Genomic DNA, 17,872 nt, shown 5'->3' with positions numbered 1-17,872 from the left:
GAAGGCTGTGAGTCCCATGCGCTATGAACTCTTTATCGCACTCAGGCAGATTAGGGCAAGAAAATTCCAGACAATTCTTTCGGTTGGAGCTATAGCTCTTGCTGTGATGGTACTTACCGTTTCCCAGGCTCTTATGGTTGGTTTCACTGGCGAGCTCTATAATACTACGGTAAATAAATTTCCTCACGTCTCGGTATCTCCGCAGGAAGGTGAAGACTATATTTACCTTTACAGGACCCTTGTTGACGAGACCAGTAAAGTCGAGGGTGTTTCTGCAGTTTCTCCGTTTCTTACGGGAAAAGCTTCCTTCAGGTTCAAGACAAATTCCCTTAACGCCGAATTGAAAGGTGTTCTCCCTTTACAGGAAAATAATATCAGCAATATTGAAACTGACATGGTTGAAGGAGATCTCAGGGAGCTTGAATATTCGAGAAATACGATTGTAATTGGCTCGAAACTGGCAGATAAGCTTGAGGTTAATCTTGGAGACTCGGTTGATGTGTCTTTTCCCAATTCAAATCCTCTTTCCCTGAGAGTAGTTGGGATCTTCCATACAGGCTCTCCTCTTGACGAATCCCTTACTTATACATCTCTGGATACCGCCCAGGAGTTCTACAATGTTCAGGACGTGATAAATGGTGTATCTGTCAAGCTTGAGGATTTTAATAGAGATAGGGAAGTTGCAGCTAAGATAGAAAAGACCGGCTATAAGGCAAGAGGGTGGACAGAAACTAACCCTGAAATCCTTCGGACAATCGCGATAGAAACTACCTCCAACAACGTAGTCCTTGGTCTGATTGTAGTTATTGCTTCTTTTGGAGTGGTTAGCGCCCTGAATCTTTCAGTTATCGGTGCGATAAGCCAGATAGGTATGCTCCGAGCTATGGGAGCTACCATTTCTAGTATCAAGACAATTTTTGTGCTTCAAAGCGGTATTCTGGGTTTGCTAGGTGCTCTTGTAGGGACTCTTACAGGAGTTGCAATATCTCTGGGAATAGGCCAGTACGAAATGCCAGCTGCCTCCTCGAAACTTTACGGTGGCATGACAACTATTCCCATCATAGTCCGAATTGGGGATATTCTGGTCATTATTCTTGCAGTTTTTCTGCTAAACCTTATTGCCGGGATTTATCCTGCCCAGCAGGCAGCTAAACTCGATCCTGTAAAGGCTATAAGCTCAAAGTAAGTACAAACTTAAGATTATTCCTTAACTTATTTCATATTTAATTATTAAATTATGTCAATAAAATAGTTTGACAGATTGAATATTCTGGAAATTATGAGATTCCCCGCTGACTAAAAACCCTAAGATGTATCATCTCCAGGAGCCTATTCAGATGTATGAATTTATTCAGATGTATGAATTGAAAATCGCATTGAGGCAAGCTTTTTCCAGAAAAAGGCAAACCTTTTTTGCCATACTTGCAGTTGCTCTTGCCGTAGCCGTAATTACAGTAATGATGGCAATGCTTTCTGGCTTTCAAGGAGAGCTTATAAAGTCCAGTATTGAGAATAATCCTCATATTGTTGTCAATCCTCATGATGAAAAAGAAGAGTTTATTCATCTCTACAGATACAATTCGGCCCTGATTTCGGAAAAAGAAGGAGTTATAGCGGTGTCTCCCAAATATCTGGGACAGACTGCCCTGGAACACAGGGATAATGCTGAAGGAGTTTCACTTCAGGGAGTTGAACCTGAGGCTGAAGATAAGGTTATGCGAGTAAGCAAGGATATAGTAAAAGGGAGCTTTCTATCGCTTACCCATACAAGGCACGGAATCGTACTTGGAGATAAGCTTGCGGAAAATCTTGGGGTTCAGATTGGGGATCGGGTAGATGCGGTGTTTCCGGGCTCAAAAACAACTTCTTTTAAGGTTATAGGTCTGATCCATACCGGGACTGCGGCAGATGAGGTAACAGCCTATGCAAGGCTGGACTCGGTGCAGGATTTCTTCAATGAACCTGGAATTGTAAGCACAATAGGGGTCAGGGTCGCAGACCCTTATAAGGCAGATAGTACTGCAAGGTCAATTGAAAGAGAAACCGGACTTAACGCAGTAAGCTGGATTGAAGCAAATGCAGAAATCCTTAATCTTTTAAACACTCAGAAGATTTTCGTAAATGTTTTCTATCTACTTATTTACGGAATTGCAGGGTTCGGGATTGCAAATGCTCTGATTACCATTATTTCCCAGAGAACCCGAGAAATAGGTATCTTAAAAGCTATGGGAGCCTCTCAAAAAAGCATAATGATTGTCTTTCTTTTCCAGTCTGTAATTCTCGGAGCTATTGGGCTAGTTTTGGGCACTATTCTGGGTTATATTGCAACCATTACTCTGCAAAGTTATAAAATCGCAGTTCCTCAAGAGATGTATTACGGGCTCCAGACCCTCCCTCTTGAGGTTGAACCTCTCAATTTCGTATATGCTGCTTTCTTTGCTTTCATAATCAACATAATCTCAGGTATATACCCTGCAAGGAAAGCTGCAAAGCTTGACCCTGTAAAAGCCATAGAAAGCGCCTGATAGATCTACTTTTAGATCTACTTTTCACTGGCGTGAAAAAGCTGTTTGCTTCCTGGTTTTAGCGCAGAATTTGTATATATATTTAAGACTGCTCACTTAAAATCTGAGAGCTTACGGAGTTGAAATCAAAAAAGAATCAGTAAAATCTTAACTGTTTAAATTTCAATAATTCTTGAGGAGTAGGAAATATGACAGAAGAAAGCCCAATAATCGAGCTTAAAAACCTGACAAAAACTTATAAAAATGGAATGGAGTTCCATGCTCTCGATAATGCAAATCTAAAAATAAAAAAGGGGGAATTCGTTGCAATTGTTGGACCATCAGGTTCAGGCAAAAGTACACTTATGCATTTAATAGGTCTACTGGATACTCCGAGCTCAGGCACTCTACTGATAGACAGAAATGATGTAACAAATATGTCTGACAAAGAGCGTTCTGAGATAAGGAATAGGATGCTTGGTTTTGTCTTCCAGTACCATCATCTGCTCCCTGATTTTACAGCCCTGGAAAATGTAATGATGCCACTTTTGATTGCTGGAAAAAAGAGGAAAGAAGCAAAGGTAATCGCCGAAAAACTCCTGAAAGAAGTAGGGCTTGAAGACCGGATGGATCACAAACCCGGTGAACTTTCAGGAGGGCAGAATCAGAGAGTTGCAATAGCAAGAGCGTTGAGCTGTTCTCCTGCAATTGTACTGGGGGATGAACCTACAGGCAACCTTGATACAAAAACAGGTGACATGATCTACGAGCTGCTCAGGCAGCTGAACAAGGAGTATAATCAGACATTTATCGTAGTTACTCATAACGATGATATGGCCTTAAAAGCTGATAGAATCATCAGGCTTGTGGATGGAAAAATTACGGTTCAGTAAGGGAAAAATGTGAAGCATGTAAAAGGAAAATGAAAAGGCAATTGAAGCGCCAGGAGAAAAAAACGATGGAAATCCTGGTAATGAAGAAGCAGTATTATGTATGAATTATTTTGAAGGCGAAACTATGCGACTCCAAGGCGAAGTAATATCCGATAGCGATTACAGCAATTAGTATTGCTACAAAAAGTATCAATCTATTCTTTTGTTTTGAAAATTGCATGCGCATTTTCCCCTCATCTCTTAAATGTAATAAACAGAAATTATAAAAATATTACTACTATCTATAAAGAGTGGATGGAAAATGCCGGTTGGTGTCAGACTCTGGAGCCAAATTCTTGACTCTGTGTAGCCAATAGACACATAAATTTTTCCAAAACTGCTATACTTAAAAACATTTAACGCTAATTTTTACTTTACGGATGCGCAGGTTCAAAAAGTTATCAACCAAAAAACAACTGGAATCCCTAAAAAATTGAAATACTTAAAAAAGAATTGAAACTCTTAAAGCAGAATTGAAACTCTTAAAAAAATGCTTTAAAAAAATTAGAAAGAGCCTGGAAGAATTTATTCTTGTACTGTAGCCCCCGATACAGTAACTCCGAAAATACCCCATCAGTATATTATTCGGATTAGAACATCTTCCAGGCAATTCTTTACTAACATACTTTACCAGTCATTTCCCATTGTGTCGATCCATCCATTTTTTCTACCGTGGTCTAAATCTATTTTCTTTAATCCGTTCGCTTTGATCTGTTCTATTCGGTTTACAAAGCTATAATTATTCCTAAACTTATTTAATATAAATTATATGAAAAATTGTTTGCAAACAAAAAATGTCCTTATGTAAAATGTTTTTTTAGTAGACAATAATTTAATATTAATCATGATTCTATTATTTATTGAGCTTTTTCAAAAATTTAGCATCAAACTTTTTCCATAAAAACAAGCTGCAATTAACTTTAAACCAAATTCTTAATCCCTAAAAGCTGACAAAAATTATTAAAATATCTTTTTAAAAAATGAAAATAGTAAACTCGCAAATTGCAAAATTTTATGAAAACGGTTTTAAGATCAAGTGCTTCTCCAATTGTTTGCCACTAAAATATAGGAGCGTTTAAAATCAAAGATAATCTCCTACGGGCTGAGAATATTCTTAGTAAACCGACAGTACTCTAGCAGATATTCAGAAAAAGTGTATCCCCGCAGACTCTACTTTAACCTATCTAATTTTGAATAACTCGAGGGACTTTTAAAAATCCTGATAATATCATATAACTTTTTAAATAGTGGATACATATGGGTCCATATCAGTTTTTTAACTTAGATAAACTAAAAACGTTGGATTAAAGGAATAAAGGACGTAAAAATAGGAAAATCCCCAAAAGAAATTTTTAGCCTGGAACTCAACCAAGATATTGATGCCCTTTCCTGTAAACTGGCAAATATGTAAATTAAAAAATGGAGGACTGGAAGTTATTAAAAGTAGTGATCTACTAGAGAAAGCAGAAAAAATACTAGAAATATTTGAAAAAATGACAGAGAAGCTTTCTCCAGAAATTCCCAGCATTTTCCTGAGATTAGGAACGGAAGGAACAGTTCTCTGTGCCAACAGGGCAGCCGGTGCTCTTCTCGAATACTGGGGTATAAAAGAAGGAGAGAAGGTTCCTCAGGCATTAAGACACAGTTTAAGAAGAGTCCTCACACAGGAAGACCCAAAAAATCTTGAAATTCAGGCAGGAAAAGCAACGTATGCTGTAGTACTCTACCCTTTTCCGGAAAAGGAATATGTAAACCTTGAAGGGTTTGATATAAGTTTCGGAATGCTTACCGAAGAAAAAACTCCCATAAGGGAAAAACAATACCTTACCCTGAGCACCCTGAGCACCCTGAGCAGGATGCCCTTAACATGCAAAAATTTTCAGGCGATTCTGGAAGAAAGTGCCATGCTAATCGCTAAGGGCCTTAGCACAGAATTTTCCAGGATTATGGAACTCATGCCCGATGGAACATTTATAATGAGGGCGGGATATGGCTGGGAAAAAGGGCTTACAGGAAACGCTGGCACTACAAAAAGAACTATCACAAAAGAGAATTCTCAGGCCGAACATACCCTTGTTTTGAGAAGACCAATTATCATGAAATATCCTGAAACCGAAACCCGCTTTGAGTGCAGTGAGTTTCTCAGGCAGTACGGTATAGCCAGTGGAGTGACAGTCCTGATCGGAGATATGAATAAGCCTTTTGGGATAATGGAAGTTTACAGTGGAGAAAAAAGAAAATTTAATGAAAATGATATACATTTCCTTAACTCTGCCGCTTTTTTGTTGTCTGAGATCATAGAACGACTGCACGCCGAGGAAGAATTTCGGATTCATCAGCAGGAGCTAGAAGAGCTTGCCGAAAGAAGAAAACTGGAGTACAAGGAAACAAATGAGAAACTTGTACATGAAATAATGGAAAGAAGAAAAATTGAGAACAAGCTTCAGAATAATGTGCAGTTTCTGGAAACCCTGCTTGATAATATTCCAAGCCCTGTTTTCCAGAGGGATTTGAATGAAATATATGTAAACTGTAATGAGAGTTTTGCCAGGCAGATCTTGGGGCTTCCTAAAGAAGAGGTTATAGGGGTTTCTTTCCGAGAGTTTCAGAAAAGAGTTCCAAAAGAGCTTGCAGAAATATATCATAAGGATGACAGGAGCCTTATTGAAAAAGAGGGAAGCAACTATTACGAAACCAAGGTTATCTGTGCCGACGGAGTACAGAGGGATTTCCTTTTCCATAAAGCTACCTACCAGGACAGCTCAGCAGAGGTAGCCGGAGTTGTCGGGGTAATGCTTGATATAACCCTACGTAAAGCGGCTGAAAAGACCTTCAGGAAAAGCGAAGAAAGATACCGGATTGCTGCCGAGCAGACAGGCCAGATTGTGTATGACTATAATACAAAAAAACAGGAAGTCGATTGGGCGGGAGCTATTACAGAGCTTACCGGCTACAACTTTGATGAATTCCAGAAAATCAGTCCTGAAATCTGGCTAGAGCATATTCATCCTGATGACCGCGAAAAAGTGATAGAAAAAGTAAGGCTTTTTTTTGAAAGAGGGGGGAGGCTAAGGGAAGAATTCAGGTTCAGAAGAAAGGACGGAAATTATATTTATGTAGAAGACAGGGGAGTACTTCTTAGGGACGAGGAAGGGAGCGCATATAGACTGATTGGTGTAATGAAAGATATAACCAAACTGAAACTAATCCAGGAAAGCCTTGAGAGAAGCGAAGAAAGATACCGGATTGCTGCTGAACAGACAGGCCAGATAGTATATCATTATGACAGGCTCACAGGTAAAATCGAATGGGCCGGAGCAATTAAAGAGCTTACCCAGTATAGTCTGGAAGAATTCCAAAATTTTAACAGGAACGACTGGGAAGTAAATATTCATCCTGATAACCGCAAAAAGATTATTGAAAAACTTGAACAGTACAGGGAGAGTGGAGAGAGATTCAGCACTGAGTACAGGTTCAGAAGGAAAGACGGAAGTTATCTGTATGTGGAAGACAGCGGAATTTTCCTGAAAGATGAACAGGGACACTCTTACAGGGATATCGGGGTAATGAAAGATATTACAGGGCTAAAACTTGCATCGAAAAAACTGAAAGAAAGTGAAGAGCGGTATAGGTCCTTTATGAAGAACTTCAGGGGAATAGCCTTCCAGGGAGATCTGGATTTCAAACTCATTCTTTTGGAAGGAAGTGTGGAGGAAATTACAGGATACCGGGAAGAAGACTTCATCTCCGGGAAAGTAAACTGGCACCAGATTGTTCTTCCTGAAGACTGGAAGAAACTTGTTAATAATAATGAAAGATTGAAGAATGATCCACTACTTTTTATAGAGCACGAATATCGTATAAGGCACAGGGACGGAAAAATAAAATGGGTTCGTGAGATTGTCCAGAATATTTCGGATCCTACAGACAAGAAAAGAATCCTGCATGGTGCAGTTTACGATATAACTGGGCAAAAAGAAGCCGAAGAGTCTCTGAAGAAAATGGAAGAAATCCGTAAAAAAGAAATCCATCACCGCATAAAGAATAACCTCCAGGTTATTTCCAGCCTGCTGGAACTCCAGGCTGAAAGATTCAGCGAAAAGGAAGTCCTTGAAGCTTTCCGTGAAAGCCAGAATCGGGTCGCCACAATGGCTATAATCCATGAAGAACTGTACAGGTCAAGAAATAACGAAATCTTTAATTTCTCGGAATACCTTCAAAAACTGACCTCAGATCTCCTTCGCTCATACAATATCAGGAAAGAAGATATCAAAATGTGCCTGGATATTGAAGAGATTTTTCTCGGAATGGACACGGCAACTCCTCTCGGAATAATAATTAATGAGCTCATATCCAATTCTTTGAAGCACGCCTTTCCTCAGGGTAGAAAAGGAGAAATCCGAATAAAACTCTGCAAGGCTGAAGAGAATGTAAAGAATAAAAGTATAAGTAATAGCACCAATAATATTGGTACAAAGAGCTCAGTTAATAAAAGTAGTCAATATTCGCTGGTAGTTTCGGACAATGGGTTGGGTTTTCCGGAAGACCTTGATTTCAGGAATACTGGTTCTCTGGGTCTACAGCTTGTAAACATTCTTGTTGAACAACTGGAGGGTACAATCGAACTTCAAAAAGGTACAGAGACTACCTTCAAAATATTATTTAGGGAAAACAACTGATTATCCGGAGGCTTATCCGATATCAAGGGGAGATACAATGAAAAAAGCAAAAATTCTGGTTGTCGAAGACCAGAATATCGTGGCTCTTAATATTCGAAACAAATTGAAAAATCTTGGTTATACTGTGCCGGGCACCGCCTCTACAGGAGAGGAAGCCATAAGGAAAGCCGAGTTGACGAACGCAGACCTTGTTTTGATGGATATTATGTTAAAAGGGGAAATGGATGGAATTGAGGCTGCCCGTGAAATTAAAAATCGGCTCCGGATTCCAGTACTATATCTTACCGCCTATACTGATGACGAAACTCTTGAGAGGGCAAAAACGACAGAGCCTGCAGGATATATCTCAAAACCCTTTAAGGAAGAAGATCTGCACAGCAATATAGAAATGGCGCTTCACAAGTACAGGACCGAGAAAAAAGAAGCTGGAAAAGAAGCCGAAAATAAAAATGAAAAAACTCCTGAGTAAATTTTTTACTACAGATTGTAGCCGGTCACAACTCTATAAAAACTTTGAGGTATCCTTACTGGATACAGAGAATTTGAAAACCCGAAAAAGTAAAATTGAGAGCGAAGAAATAAGCAGAGAGAATAATCTCAGCCACTGGTTAAATAACTCTCTAAACCCTCTATATAAGATAAAAATACAATTTTGATTCACCTGCAACATTGAAACTATATGTATTATTTTATCAAAACGATTTAATTCACTAAAAATATCTTATTCACCTCAGTTTTGAATCAATGAGACCTACTGAAAGCTGAAGTATGCCACTCATTTTTAGAATATGCGTTATCTAGAACGGTTACTGGAGGGAGTCTCGAGTTTGAATATTGTATAAACTCCCTTGTTATTCAATACTATCTACCTCAGCGATGGTACAGAAAATTAGATCTATAATTTTAATAGTTCACTTGAGTGAGTTAAAACAATCTTTCGTTCTCTAGATCAGCTTTCTTGACATGCAACCGTTGGGCTGCAACCGTTGCGCCGGCTGATCACGCCGCTGCTCGGGGTAAGTTTTTCATTGCAACATTTTCGGTCAAGCCTTTTTTCAAAAGGGTTGTGATCACGCCGGGTCGAAGGTTGGGGATAAGGCCTCAAACTCAAACGTTGCTATGGTTTTCGATCAAACCTTTTCTCAAAAGGTTTGCGCTTAAGCCTTTTCTCAAAAGGCTTGCGGAACTAGGGCGGTGATTTAGGAGAGATATTCATCAGGTTCTCAGGCTTTCTTACTTCTCAGGAGGCAAGTAACTGCAAGAAGGCTTGTTATAACAAGGTAAGGGCCGAACCCGGGAGTATCTTCAGACTCTTCATTTTGCGCCATAACTGAGGATTCATTTTTTTCCTGATTGGAGCCCGTTTTTCCTTCAGGCTGCTCGCTGCTTCCTTCAAGAGAAATCGGTACTCCTACGTAAACAACGGGAGTGTCCGAAATAACCTCTCCTGAGTATTCATCAAGGTCAAGGAAACTTGCTTTGCATGCAGGCAGATGAATTTCCCCTTCTCTATGCATTTGCAGGATATAGGTTACTGTTTTTGAATCGCCATTACTTCCAAGAATCTGCTTGAAACTGGTTTCCCCACTTATTAGCTTAGCTTCCGGAGGTACGGTGTCGGTTACGGTCACACTTGAATCAATGTTTCCGGTGTTTTTCACAGTTAGCGTTACAGTCAGTTTTTCTCCGGAGTTCAGTTGCTGCCTGTCAATGGTTTTTGTAATTGAGATTTCAGGCCCGTAAATTTTTACCTTTTCCGAATTATTAGAACCAGCTTCCCCATTCTGCCCATTGGGCAGGGTAAAGGTAGCCATTGTTTTTGGGAAGGTGAACTCTCCAGGCTTGTCAGGAATCAGGGTGTACACAAAAACTTTTTCAGCTAGTTCTCCGGATTTAAGGGAAAGGGTCTTCTCGAGCACCGCGTCTTTCTGAAGGTGTGTTTCAGGAGCGATCGAATCCTTAAGTTCGATATCATCTATGTCGCAGAGCCCCTCGTTCCGGACATTGACCGAGACATAAATAGGTTTTCCCATGTGGTTATCTCTTGTAATAACCTTTGAAATAACAAGGCCCCATTTTTTTTCTATTTTTATGACTTTGAAGCCTATGTCTTCGTACTTCTTATCCCTTACATCCTCGCATGTAATTTTTGCAGTTATATTAAGATCAGTGTCTTCCCATGGCTTAGGAGCTTTTAATGTAAGGTTCACAGGTTCAAGAGTCTCGTCTTTAAGGACCTCCCCAAGCGTGTATTTCGTTTTTCCTTTAAGCACCTCCATTCCAGCTGTGTCTATGGTTAGAACGGCATCTTCTGATTTTGCTTCTCCGTCATTTTTAATTTTTATCGATACATCGATTGCACTGTCTCCAGTAGATTTCGAATCATATGTATCTTTTTTAGTTTCAACGTCTATGTCAAATCCTGGCTCTCCTTTTATGAGAATATCCAGTTTCGCATAAGGGTTCCAGTTTCCTGTCTTGAACTCCTTTCCATCTTTCTTGATAGTTTCATAATTCGGGTCTACTTCCTGGGCATAAACCTTTATCCTGTCGTTATATACGACTTCCAAACCTGCGGAAAGAGGAGAAGTCTTCAGTTTTTCCCCGTCCTTTGAGATTGAAACAAACACCTGTTTGTCATCATTGAAATCTTCTGCCTTTATAACATAGCCGTCGACTGTTACTGTATCCCCCCAGTACAGTGTTGTTCCATCCTGTTTCTCTACCCATTCGACGTCTTCTTCCGCAAGAGCGGCCATTGAAAAGGCTGAAATGAAGAAAACGGCAAGTAATGCAATCAGTGCAAGCTTCTTAGCCATAATTACCTTCCCTGATTTTGATTATTATACCGAATCTGCGCACTGGAAGCATGCATTTTGAGCTGCTGTAATCGCTACGGCTCTTTAAAAATATATATGAAATATATAATTACTAACTGTTTATTTACGATTGATACCAGCCGTATTTTACTATTCGATGCATTGGTTTCGCCCCAGCACTCCCCTATGATTTATGTTTTTCTAACTCAATGTTGCTTTATTAACTCTAATTTCATGGCTTTCTTATCGAAGTCCAAGATAGTTTAAAATTCTGTAATTTGTTTGTCTACACTGGTTAGGTCTACACTTGTAGTATTAAGATCGTTTTAATAAGAAGTTTGTCTAAACTCTATAAATTATCTTGACATTAGGTATTTTAATTTTTTGTACTGTTGCCATATCTAATAAACTTCTTATATGAGAGTCGTTTTCTTTTTAAGGCTGCATGTCCCTGACAGGATCAGGAAAGAGAGTCTCGGAAGTCTCCAAATCGAATAAGAAAGTAGCAGTTCCTTCCGGATATCGGAGGTTTTTTCATGGAACTTATGAAGGTCGTAGAAATTCTCGAAGAAATAGCGCCGCCTGAACTTGCTGAAGACTTTGACGAAGGCAGGATCGGGCTAATTCTCAACCTGGAAAACAATATAGAAAGAATTGCAGTTGCGCTCGATGCCAGTTCTTATGTGCTTAAGAAAGCTGCTGAAATGAGAGCAAATCTTCTGGTTACCCACCACACCCTTATCTTCCATCCGATAAATAAAGTATCAAAATCCCTGGCTGAATCCCTCAGGATTGCCCTTGATAACGGGATATCCCTTTACAGCATGCACACAAACTATGATAGGGCCAAAGGAGGCGTTAATGACGTGCTTGCTGCAAGACTCGGGCTAAAGAATATCAAAATTGTGGAATTTGGCAGGATAGGAGAGATTGAACCCTGTACTTCGGCTGAACTGGCGTCTCATGTTTCGGAGACCCTGCAAACTCCTGTCATGTATGCTGGAGAAAAAGAGGGGATAAAGAGAGTAATGGTCGTCGGAGGCAGTGGCTTTGCGACTGAATTCCTTGAAATTGCGAGGGCAAATAAAGTTAATGCTTTCATATCTTCCGAACTTAAGCATAATATTCTCCGCGAGTATGAAGATCTCTGCCTGATTGACGCCACTCACTATGCCACGGAAAATCCTGGTACGGAGGCTTTATGCTCCAAACTGCGCGAAATTCCCGGTCTTGAAGTGGAATTTATTGAACAGCCATCTGGACTTAAAGCAATCGATAAGTCCTGAATATTTTCCCGGATTCTGGCCAAAAGAAGAAGGGCTGAAATACTCTTATTAAAATAATACTATAATTAAGATCTTCGAAAATAAGTTTACGTGAAAATGTAGATAACAGCAAAACATGTTTTAATCTCGGTGAACGCAGGGATGATTTTAATATGAGAAAGGAAAAGGATAAAAGTAGACAAGAGACAGGGAAAAGGAGTCTAAATAGACAGGAAATAAGGGAAAAGGATCAAAATAGACAGGAAGAACTTGAAGAGGATTCCTTGGAATCAATGCTTGAAGAACAATCAAGAAACCAGATTCGTTCGGATTACCGGCGCAGTCTAGGCAATGAATATCGTAGAAGATATATGGAATGAGCTCATTAGTTAACTCCTTTTTTCGAATAAATCATTTTTATGATTTTTGTATATCGCTTTCTTCCTGTTTTTGTTTCAGTTTATCTAACGGTTTATTAATGTTTCAGTTTAACCTAATCTTTACTCTTTTGGATTTATTGGCTTAGCTGGCATTCGTTTTTATGGTTTATATTCGATATTCGGTTTCAACTGTATTCAAACAGCTCTCAAGATGTTCGCGTACCATCTGCACTTCTTCGGTTTCTGGCATTGAGTACAGAATTGTATCGAGATAGCCTCGTTCTTTGAGGAGGGCAAGAGTCGCAGGAAAACTAATGTCAAAAATCCAGCTCAGGCGAAGGAGTTTAACATCATTCAGGTTTCTGGTGTCTGTAAGCTTTGCCATCCTATTATTCAGGATATCCATAACTACCTTTTCCGAGCATCCAGGCGTATCGGGCATATCGAATTCAAGAGCCGGGTTCCTGAATTTTTTCTCTTTCTCGTAATCTTCGCTTACAATCTTCAGGATATCCAGCTTATCTGCGTCCCGGATTAATTTTGAATAAAAAACTAATTCCCTGGAGTTTTCTGAGCATTCGGGAATTTCCATGAGATTATGATATTCCACAGCTTTCAGGATTAAATCTTTCTCCCTAAGGGGCAAACGGGAAAGAATTACAGTATTTTCCAGGATTTTTACCCCAAGCAGAGCATGATTTTCAGATTCCGAATCTTTAAACGTCCCGTATTTCATAAACTGTTCAAACCGACCCAGATCGTGAAATAAAGCAATTGTTTCGGCGAGCCTGCAACTTTCCTCCCCAACTTCTTCCGCTTTAGCAAGTAAAAGGATATTTTCACATACTCTTGACGTATGTTCGATTTTCAGCTTAATATTTTCCTGGATAAAGACTTCAGGAGAGGTGAATCTGTCTACGTAATCCAGAAACCATTTTTTGAAGAAATCCAAATCTTCCTTCTGCATACTTTTGCAATAGGAGTTTCAATGTATAATATTTTCGCATATCCATAGAGGATTTGAGGCTATACTTCGATCCTTAACTCTATTTTTTAGTATTAACTTTATTCTTTTATCATTAGCTCTATTTCTATCATTAACTCTATTATACTGTCAGAATGTTTTTGTTTTACGATTTATTATTTCTGTAACAATAATATACTGTTGAGTTAAATAGAATAACAATCCAAGGGGTCTTTTTAAACTGCATAAATTTTATATGGAATAACTCACAAAATTATATTCGAATGAATGAGACTGAATTCACAAACTGAACAAATTATTTAGAATGGAAGCAAAAAGATTTTATTTAGTTACTTTTATTCATTAATTGTTCGCGCTTACGCAGTATATAAACAGTATAGAATAGTGAATATAATGATAATGTGAGACTCTTTGTGAAAAGTCTCCGTAAGAACTCATTAGAATAAACCGGGGTATTTAATGAGCTCAGTTAGAAAAAATAATTTGATTGTTAGTTCTTATATCCTCCTTGCTTTGATGTTATATTTCTTTTCAGGTTTTTTACCTGTGGCAGGAGCTATTACAGGTCAGGAACTGATTGTAGAAAATAATGAAAAGACTAATGTTAATGAAAAGACTGAAGTCACTCCTGATCTTTCTGAGATAATGGCACAGAGCCCAGCTTCTGTAGAAGGCCTGATTGATAAGGGAAATACATTATACTCCCTTAAAAAATATCAGCCTTCTATAAACTGCTTTAACGATGCACTTAAGATCGACTCGAATTCCTCATTGGCCTGGTACGGAAAAGGGCGTTCTCTGGCCGAACTGAGAAAGAATGACGAAGCAGTTAACTGTTATGAGAAGGCTCTTTTGACCTTTCCTGTTTCTTCCGAAAACTGGTATGATAAGGGTAACAAACAGCTTGAGCTAAAAAAATATGTTGAAGCCATCAACTGCTATGATAAAAGCTTTGCTGCCGATACCTATCTTTCCACAGTGTGGTATCAAAAAGCTCTTGCTTCTGAGCAACTGGGGCTTGGTCAGGAAACTCTGGATTCTTATGATAAATCTATTGAATTGAATTCCAATTCTTCCAGCTCTCTGCATATGCAGGGAATGGCTTACCTCGGACTTGAGCGGTATCCTGAGGCAATTAAATGCTTTGACATAGCTCTTAATATTACTCCTGACAATGCTGAACTCTGGTATCAGAAAGGAGTAGTTCTTGATAAGTTCGAGGATTACAAAACTGCCATAGACTGTTATGACAAAGCAATATCTTTTAACCCAGATATGGTAAATGCCTGGCATAATAAAGGAATCAACCTTGAAAAAATGGGAAATTATGAGGAGGCGCTTACTTGCTACGAGTTTGTTCTTATGTCAGAGCCTGAAAATCTTGATGTTTTACAGAGAAAGGGTGTATGCCTTGAAAAGCTTGGGAGAAATGACGAAGCTCTTCAGTGCTATGATGAGGTTCTGGTCTACAATCCTGGTAATTCCGAGGTATGGTACAATAAAGGATCTCTGCTTAATAAAACCGGCCAATACGATGCTGCAATAGCGTGCTATGATAAGGCACTTAACCCGGATACAGGGATTCAGGCTGAGGAAATCGTCAGTGATTCACTCGAGCAGCTAAGTGTTCACGAATCTGCACTTTTGTCTTACCCCGAAAATCCAGAATTTAAGTCCCCCACAGTTAAGATCTGGTATGAGAAAGCCCTGTCTTTTGATAAGCTTGAAAAATACGAATCTGCGCTTGAGTGCTATGATAAAGTCCTTGAAACTGAGTCCGGACATGCTGTCGTCTGGTATATGAAGGGCCTAGACCTTGAAAGGCTTGGCAGATATAAAGAGGCGATTGAATGCTATGAACGAGCCCTGAAACTGGATTCCGGGTATGCTAAAGTCTGGTACCAGAAAGGCTTTGACTCTTCAAAAATCAAAGACTACAAAGATGCAGTAGAAAGCTATGATAAAGCTCTCGAGATTGACGAAAACTATACACTTGCCTGGTCTGGTAAAGCTTTTGCCCTGGCGAAACTTGGAGAATACGAGAGCTCGCTCACGTGTTACAACAAAGTCATTGGGGCTGTGCCCAGCAACGCTGTTGCCTGGTATAATAAAGGGCTTGTTCTTGATGAACTCGGAAAGCATGAAGAAGCCTCAGAATGCTATAACCAGACTCTCCTGATCGATCCAAAATATTCCGCTGCACGTTTTAAGTTGAACAAAAGCATGGAACAGAACTCAACAGAAATTCCAGTATCAGAACACGTTAAAAACAATAGTGCAGATGCCAATCCTGCCCAGGTGCTTTCTGGAGGTTTTTGGGTTTATCTTCTGAACTATGAAGACGCGAGTTCAGAAGACCGCGCTGAGCCTTCCGAAGATCTGAACCTGTTTAGCCCCGAGATCAATTACGATGCGGCATGGTATGGGAAGGCCTTGATCTACAGCAAACTAGGAATGTATGACGATGCTCTTACCTCTTATGATATGGTGCTTGCAATTAATCCTGCACGTGCTGAGGCCTGGTATGAAAAAGGCTCGATACTCGACAGGTTAGACAGAAATGAGGAAGCTCTGGAATGCTATAAGAAAGCCCTTGACCTTGACCCACAGTCAAGTACGGCTCTTTATGGGATAGCCTCTACTGTAGGTGATCTTGGAAAGCTTGAAGAAGCAGTCAGTTATTATGACCAGATGCTTGCTCTAAACTCCAGCAACTCAGAGGCCCTCTTTGGGAAAGGTCTTGCCCTCTCGAATCTAAGCAGGTATGACGAGGCAATTTCCTGTTACACTACGCTTCTTAACTCTGAGCCTGAAAACCTTGAGGCTCTCAGAAGTCGGGCTCTTGCTCTGTCGAAATCCAATAAATCCGATGACGCGCTGGTAGATTACGATAGAATAATTGAGCTTCAGCCTGAAAATTCCCAGGTCCTGGCTGAGAAAGCCTCTTTACTTGAGTCGCTTGGCAGGTATCAGGAAACTGCTGCATGCTATGAGAGAATGATTGAAATCTCACCGGACAACAAGGAGACAATTTACAAACAGGGAAAAGCCCTGGAGAATAGCGGAAACTTTGAGGGAGCAGTAGGCTGTTACGACAGAATTCTTGAGCTGAATCCAGGCAATGTGGATGCCTACAATAATAAAGGCTTTGCACTCTACAAGCTGGAAAAATACCAGCAAGCAATTGACTGTTACAATAAGGCTCTGGAATACAACCCAGATAATGCTACAGCCTGGTATCTCCAAGGCTGCACTTATCTCACGATAAGCAGCAATAAAGCGGCCCTTAATTGTTTCAACAAAACAGTACAGCTTAAACCTGATTGTATTACAGCCTGGTATAACAAGGGATACATCCACAACATGATGGGAGAAACTGAAGAAGCAGTTTTATGTTATGACAAAGCCCTTGAAATTAACCCTAACTCGTCTTCGGCTCTTTACAACAAACGGTTTGCCCTTTATACTCTAAAGAAATTGGATGAGGCTGCTGTATGCAAGGAAAAACTCGATGAAGTCGATCCTGGTTTTGTGGATGCTCTGCAGAAAAGAGGAACTAAGTTCTTCCTTCCTGAATATTATAATAGCACTTTGAATTACTCCCTGCCTTCAAGATGGTACGGAGGAGAAAACGTATCAGAAAACGTATCAGAAAATGTTTCAGAAAATGTATCAGGAAATGTAAGTATAAATACGACTGAGCCTTCTCAATCAGGAACGATAATTGAACCTTCTGACATCCCAGAAAATAATAGCATTAATTATACTCTGGGGCTTGATCAGGGACAGGAAAGTGAGAATACAGATTACTGGTATGTTCCCGAGCCTGATGAGGGGAGCTCAAATAGCAGTGAAGAACGGAATATTCAGGAGCCCAGCTAAAGCTAAAATTCCGGAAATTGAAACCTAGAAGCCTTTTCCGGTATGCATTAATTGCATACCGGTAAGATTTGCTTTTATCAGTTTTTATGCTGCTACCTTCACTTATTGATTTTTTTTCGTTGGGATTATTAACTCTCATTCTTTTATAGTTAAAATTCTTTATCCTGAAAGTTTTAAACTTCATGCCATCCTAACCGTAAGCATCCATGACAGACAATTCCAGTAAGACCGAAGCAAATCTTAAGGCTGATGCCCATATCTTGAGAGAAAACAAGCATACATCGAAAAGGTATCTCGAAAATCCAGATAACCCTGGTTCTGACTCCTCTTCTTTGAGGTCTGAAATTCCATCTAATGTAGTAATAGTTCGGTATGGTGAACTTGCCCTTAAAAGTACCGGAGTCCGAAACTGGTATGAGAAAATTC

Annotated in this window: 11 protein-coding genes and 1 pseudogene; 9 read left to right on the top strand and 3 right to left on the bottom strand. The window is 39.7% G+C overall.

The window, feature by feature from the left end; genetic code table 11:
* The first annotated feature begins 16 nt into the window (after positions 1–16).
* The 5 genes from BP621_RS03370 to BP621_RS03350 all read left to right on the top strand — a co-directional run bounded on the left by BP621_RS03370 (position 17) and on the right by BP621_RS03350 (position 8,584).
* Positions 17–1,186: an ABC transporter permease gene (locus BP621_RS03370; protein ID WP_292387952.1), complete on the top strand. Its 1,170-nt coding sequence runs from the start codon at positions 17–19 to the stop codon at positions 1,184–1,186.
* A 169-nt stretch (positions 1,187–1,355) separates the two neighbouring features.
* Positions 1,356–2,525: an ABC transporter permease gene (locus BP621_RS03365; protein WP_292387969.1), complete on the top strand. Its 1,170-nt coding sequence runs from the start codon at positions 1,356–1,358 to the stop codon at positions 2,523–2,525.
* Between the two features lie 188 nt (positions 2,526–2,713).
* Complete coding sequence (locus BP621_RS03360; protein WP_292387951.1) at positions 2,714–3,397, top strand: ABC transporter ATP-binding protein; 684 nt, start codon at positions 2,714–2,716, stop codon at positions 3,395–3,397.
* Between the two features lie 1,532 nt (positions 3,398–4,929).
* Positions 4,930–8,115: a PAS domain-containing protein gene (locus tag BP621_RS03355; RefSeq protein ID WP_292387950.1), complete on the top strand. Its 3,186-nt coding sequence runs from the start codon at positions 4,930–4,932 to the stop codon at positions 8,113–8,115.
* 37 nt (positions 8,116–8,152) lie between these two features.
* A complete protein-coding gene (locus tag BP621_RS03350) occupies positions 8,153–8,584 on the top strand; it encodes a response regulator (RefSeq protein WP_292387949.1) in 432 nt (143 codons plus the stop codon).
* A gap of 480 nt (positions 8,585–9,064) precedes the next feature.
* Here BP621_RS03350 and BP621_RS03345 read toward each other — a convergent pair whose 3' ends face one another.
* Complete coding sequence (locus tag BP621_RS03345) at positions 9,065–9,220, bottom strand: hypothetical protein (RefSeq protein WP_292387948.1); 156 nt, start codon at positions 9,218–9,220, stop codon at positions 9,065–9,067.
* A gap of 118 nt (positions 9,221–9,338) precedes the next feature.
* Positions 9,339–10,934 (bottom strand): BatD family protein, encoded by a 1,596-nt coding sequence (locus BP621_RS03340; RefSeq protein WP_292387947.1) that lies wholly within the window; start codon positions 10,932–10,934, stop codon positions 9,339–9,341.
* A 536-nt stretch (positions 10,935–11,470) separates the two neighbouring features.
* Between BP621_RS03340 and BP621_RS03335 the strand changes: the two genes are divergently transcribed.
* Both BP621_RS03335 and BP621_RS03330 read left to right on the top strand, forming a co-directional pair.
* Entirely contained in the window at positions 11,471–12,220 is a 750-nt protein-coding gene (locus BP621_RS03335) for a Nif3-like dinuclear metal center hexameric protein (RefSeq protein ID WP_292387946.1), read from the top strand.
* Between the two features lie 152 nt (positions 12,221–12,372).
* Positions 12,373–12,579 carry a hypothetical protein gene (locus BP621_RS03330; RefSeq protein ID WP_292387945.1) on the top strand — a complete coding sequence of 69 codons (207 nt, stop codon included), beginning with the start codon at positions 12,373–12,375 and terminating at the stop codon, positions 12,577–12,579.
* A 166-nt stretch (positions 12,580–12,745) separates the two neighbouring features.
* On the opposite strand, the gene BP621_RS03325 is transcribed toward BP621_RS03330, so the two are convergent.
* Complete coding sequence (locus BP621_RS03325; protein ID WP_292387944.1) at positions 12,746–13,546, bottom strand: HD domain-containing protein; 801 nt, start codon at positions 13,544–13,546, stop codon at positions 12,746–12,748.
* 477 nt (positions 13,547–14,023) lie between these two features.
* On the opposite strand from BP621_RS03325, the gene BP621_RS03320 reads away from it, so the two are divergent.
* Complete coding sequence (locus tag BP621_RS03320) at positions 14,024–17,446, top strand: tetratricopeptide repeat protein (RefSeq protein WP_292387943.1); 3,423 nt, start codon at positions 14,024–14,026, stop codon at positions 17,444–17,446.
* Positions 17,447–17,652: 206 nt separating this feature from the next.
* Positions 17,653–17,872: pseudogene (locus BP621_RS03315) on the top strand (tRNA 4-thiouridine(8) synthase ThiI); the annotation flags it as partial.

The organism is Methanosarcina sp. UBA5 (genome assembly GCF_002505485.1).
Lineage (GTDB): Archaea > Halobacteriota > Methanosarcinia > Methanosarcinales > Methanosarcinaceae > Methanosarcina.
Note: the sequence above shows the minus strand (reverse complement) of the source record. Positions and strands in the feature narration are given on the sequence as shown.

What these genes read in the sequence shown, in the direction of transcription:
- BP621_RS03370 (WP_292387952.1), top strand. Translation starts at nt 17, where the DNA reads ATGCGCTATGAACTCTTTATCGCACTCAGGCAGATTAGGGCAAGAAAA.
- BP621_RS03365 (WP_292387969.1), top strand. Translation starts at nt 1,356, where the DNA reads ATGTATGAATTGAAAATCGCATTGAGGCAAGCTTTTTCCAGAAAAAGG.
- BP621_RS03360 (WP_292387951.1), top strand. Translation starts at nt 2,714, where the DNA reads ATGACAGAAGAAAGCCCAATAATCGAGCTTAAAAACCTGACAAAAACT.
- BP621_RS03355 (WP_292387950.1), top strand. Translation starts at nt 4,930, where the DNA reads ATGACAGAGAAGCTTTCTCCAGAAATTCCCAGCATTTTCCTGAGATTA.
- BP621_RS03350 (WP_292387949.1), top strand. Translation starts at nt 8,153, where the DNA reads ATGAAAAAAGCAAAAATTCTGGTTGTCGAAGACCAGAATATCGTGGCT.
- BP621_RS03340 (WP_292387947.1), bottom strand. Translation starts at nt 10,934, where the DNA reads ATGGCTAAGAAGCTTGCACTGATTGCATTACTTGCCGTTTTCTTCATT.
- BP621_RS03335 (WP_292387946.1), top strand. Translation starts at nt 11,471, where the DNA reads ATGGAACTTATGAAGGTCGTAGAAATTCTCGAAGAAATAGCGCCGCCT.
- BP621_RS03330 (WP_292387945.1), top strand. Translation starts at nt 12,373, where the DNA reads ATGAGAAAGGAAAAGGATAAAAGTAGACAAGAGACAGGGAAAAGGAGT.
- BP621_RS03325 (WP_292387944.1), bottom strand. Translation starts at nt 13,546, where the DNA reads ATGCAGAAGGAAGATTTGGATTTCTTCAAAAAATGGTTTCTGGATTAC.
- BP621_RS03320 (WP_292387943.1), top strand. Translation starts at nt 14,024, where the DNA reads ATGAGCTCAGTTAGAAAAAATAATTTGATTGTTAGTTCTTATATCCTC.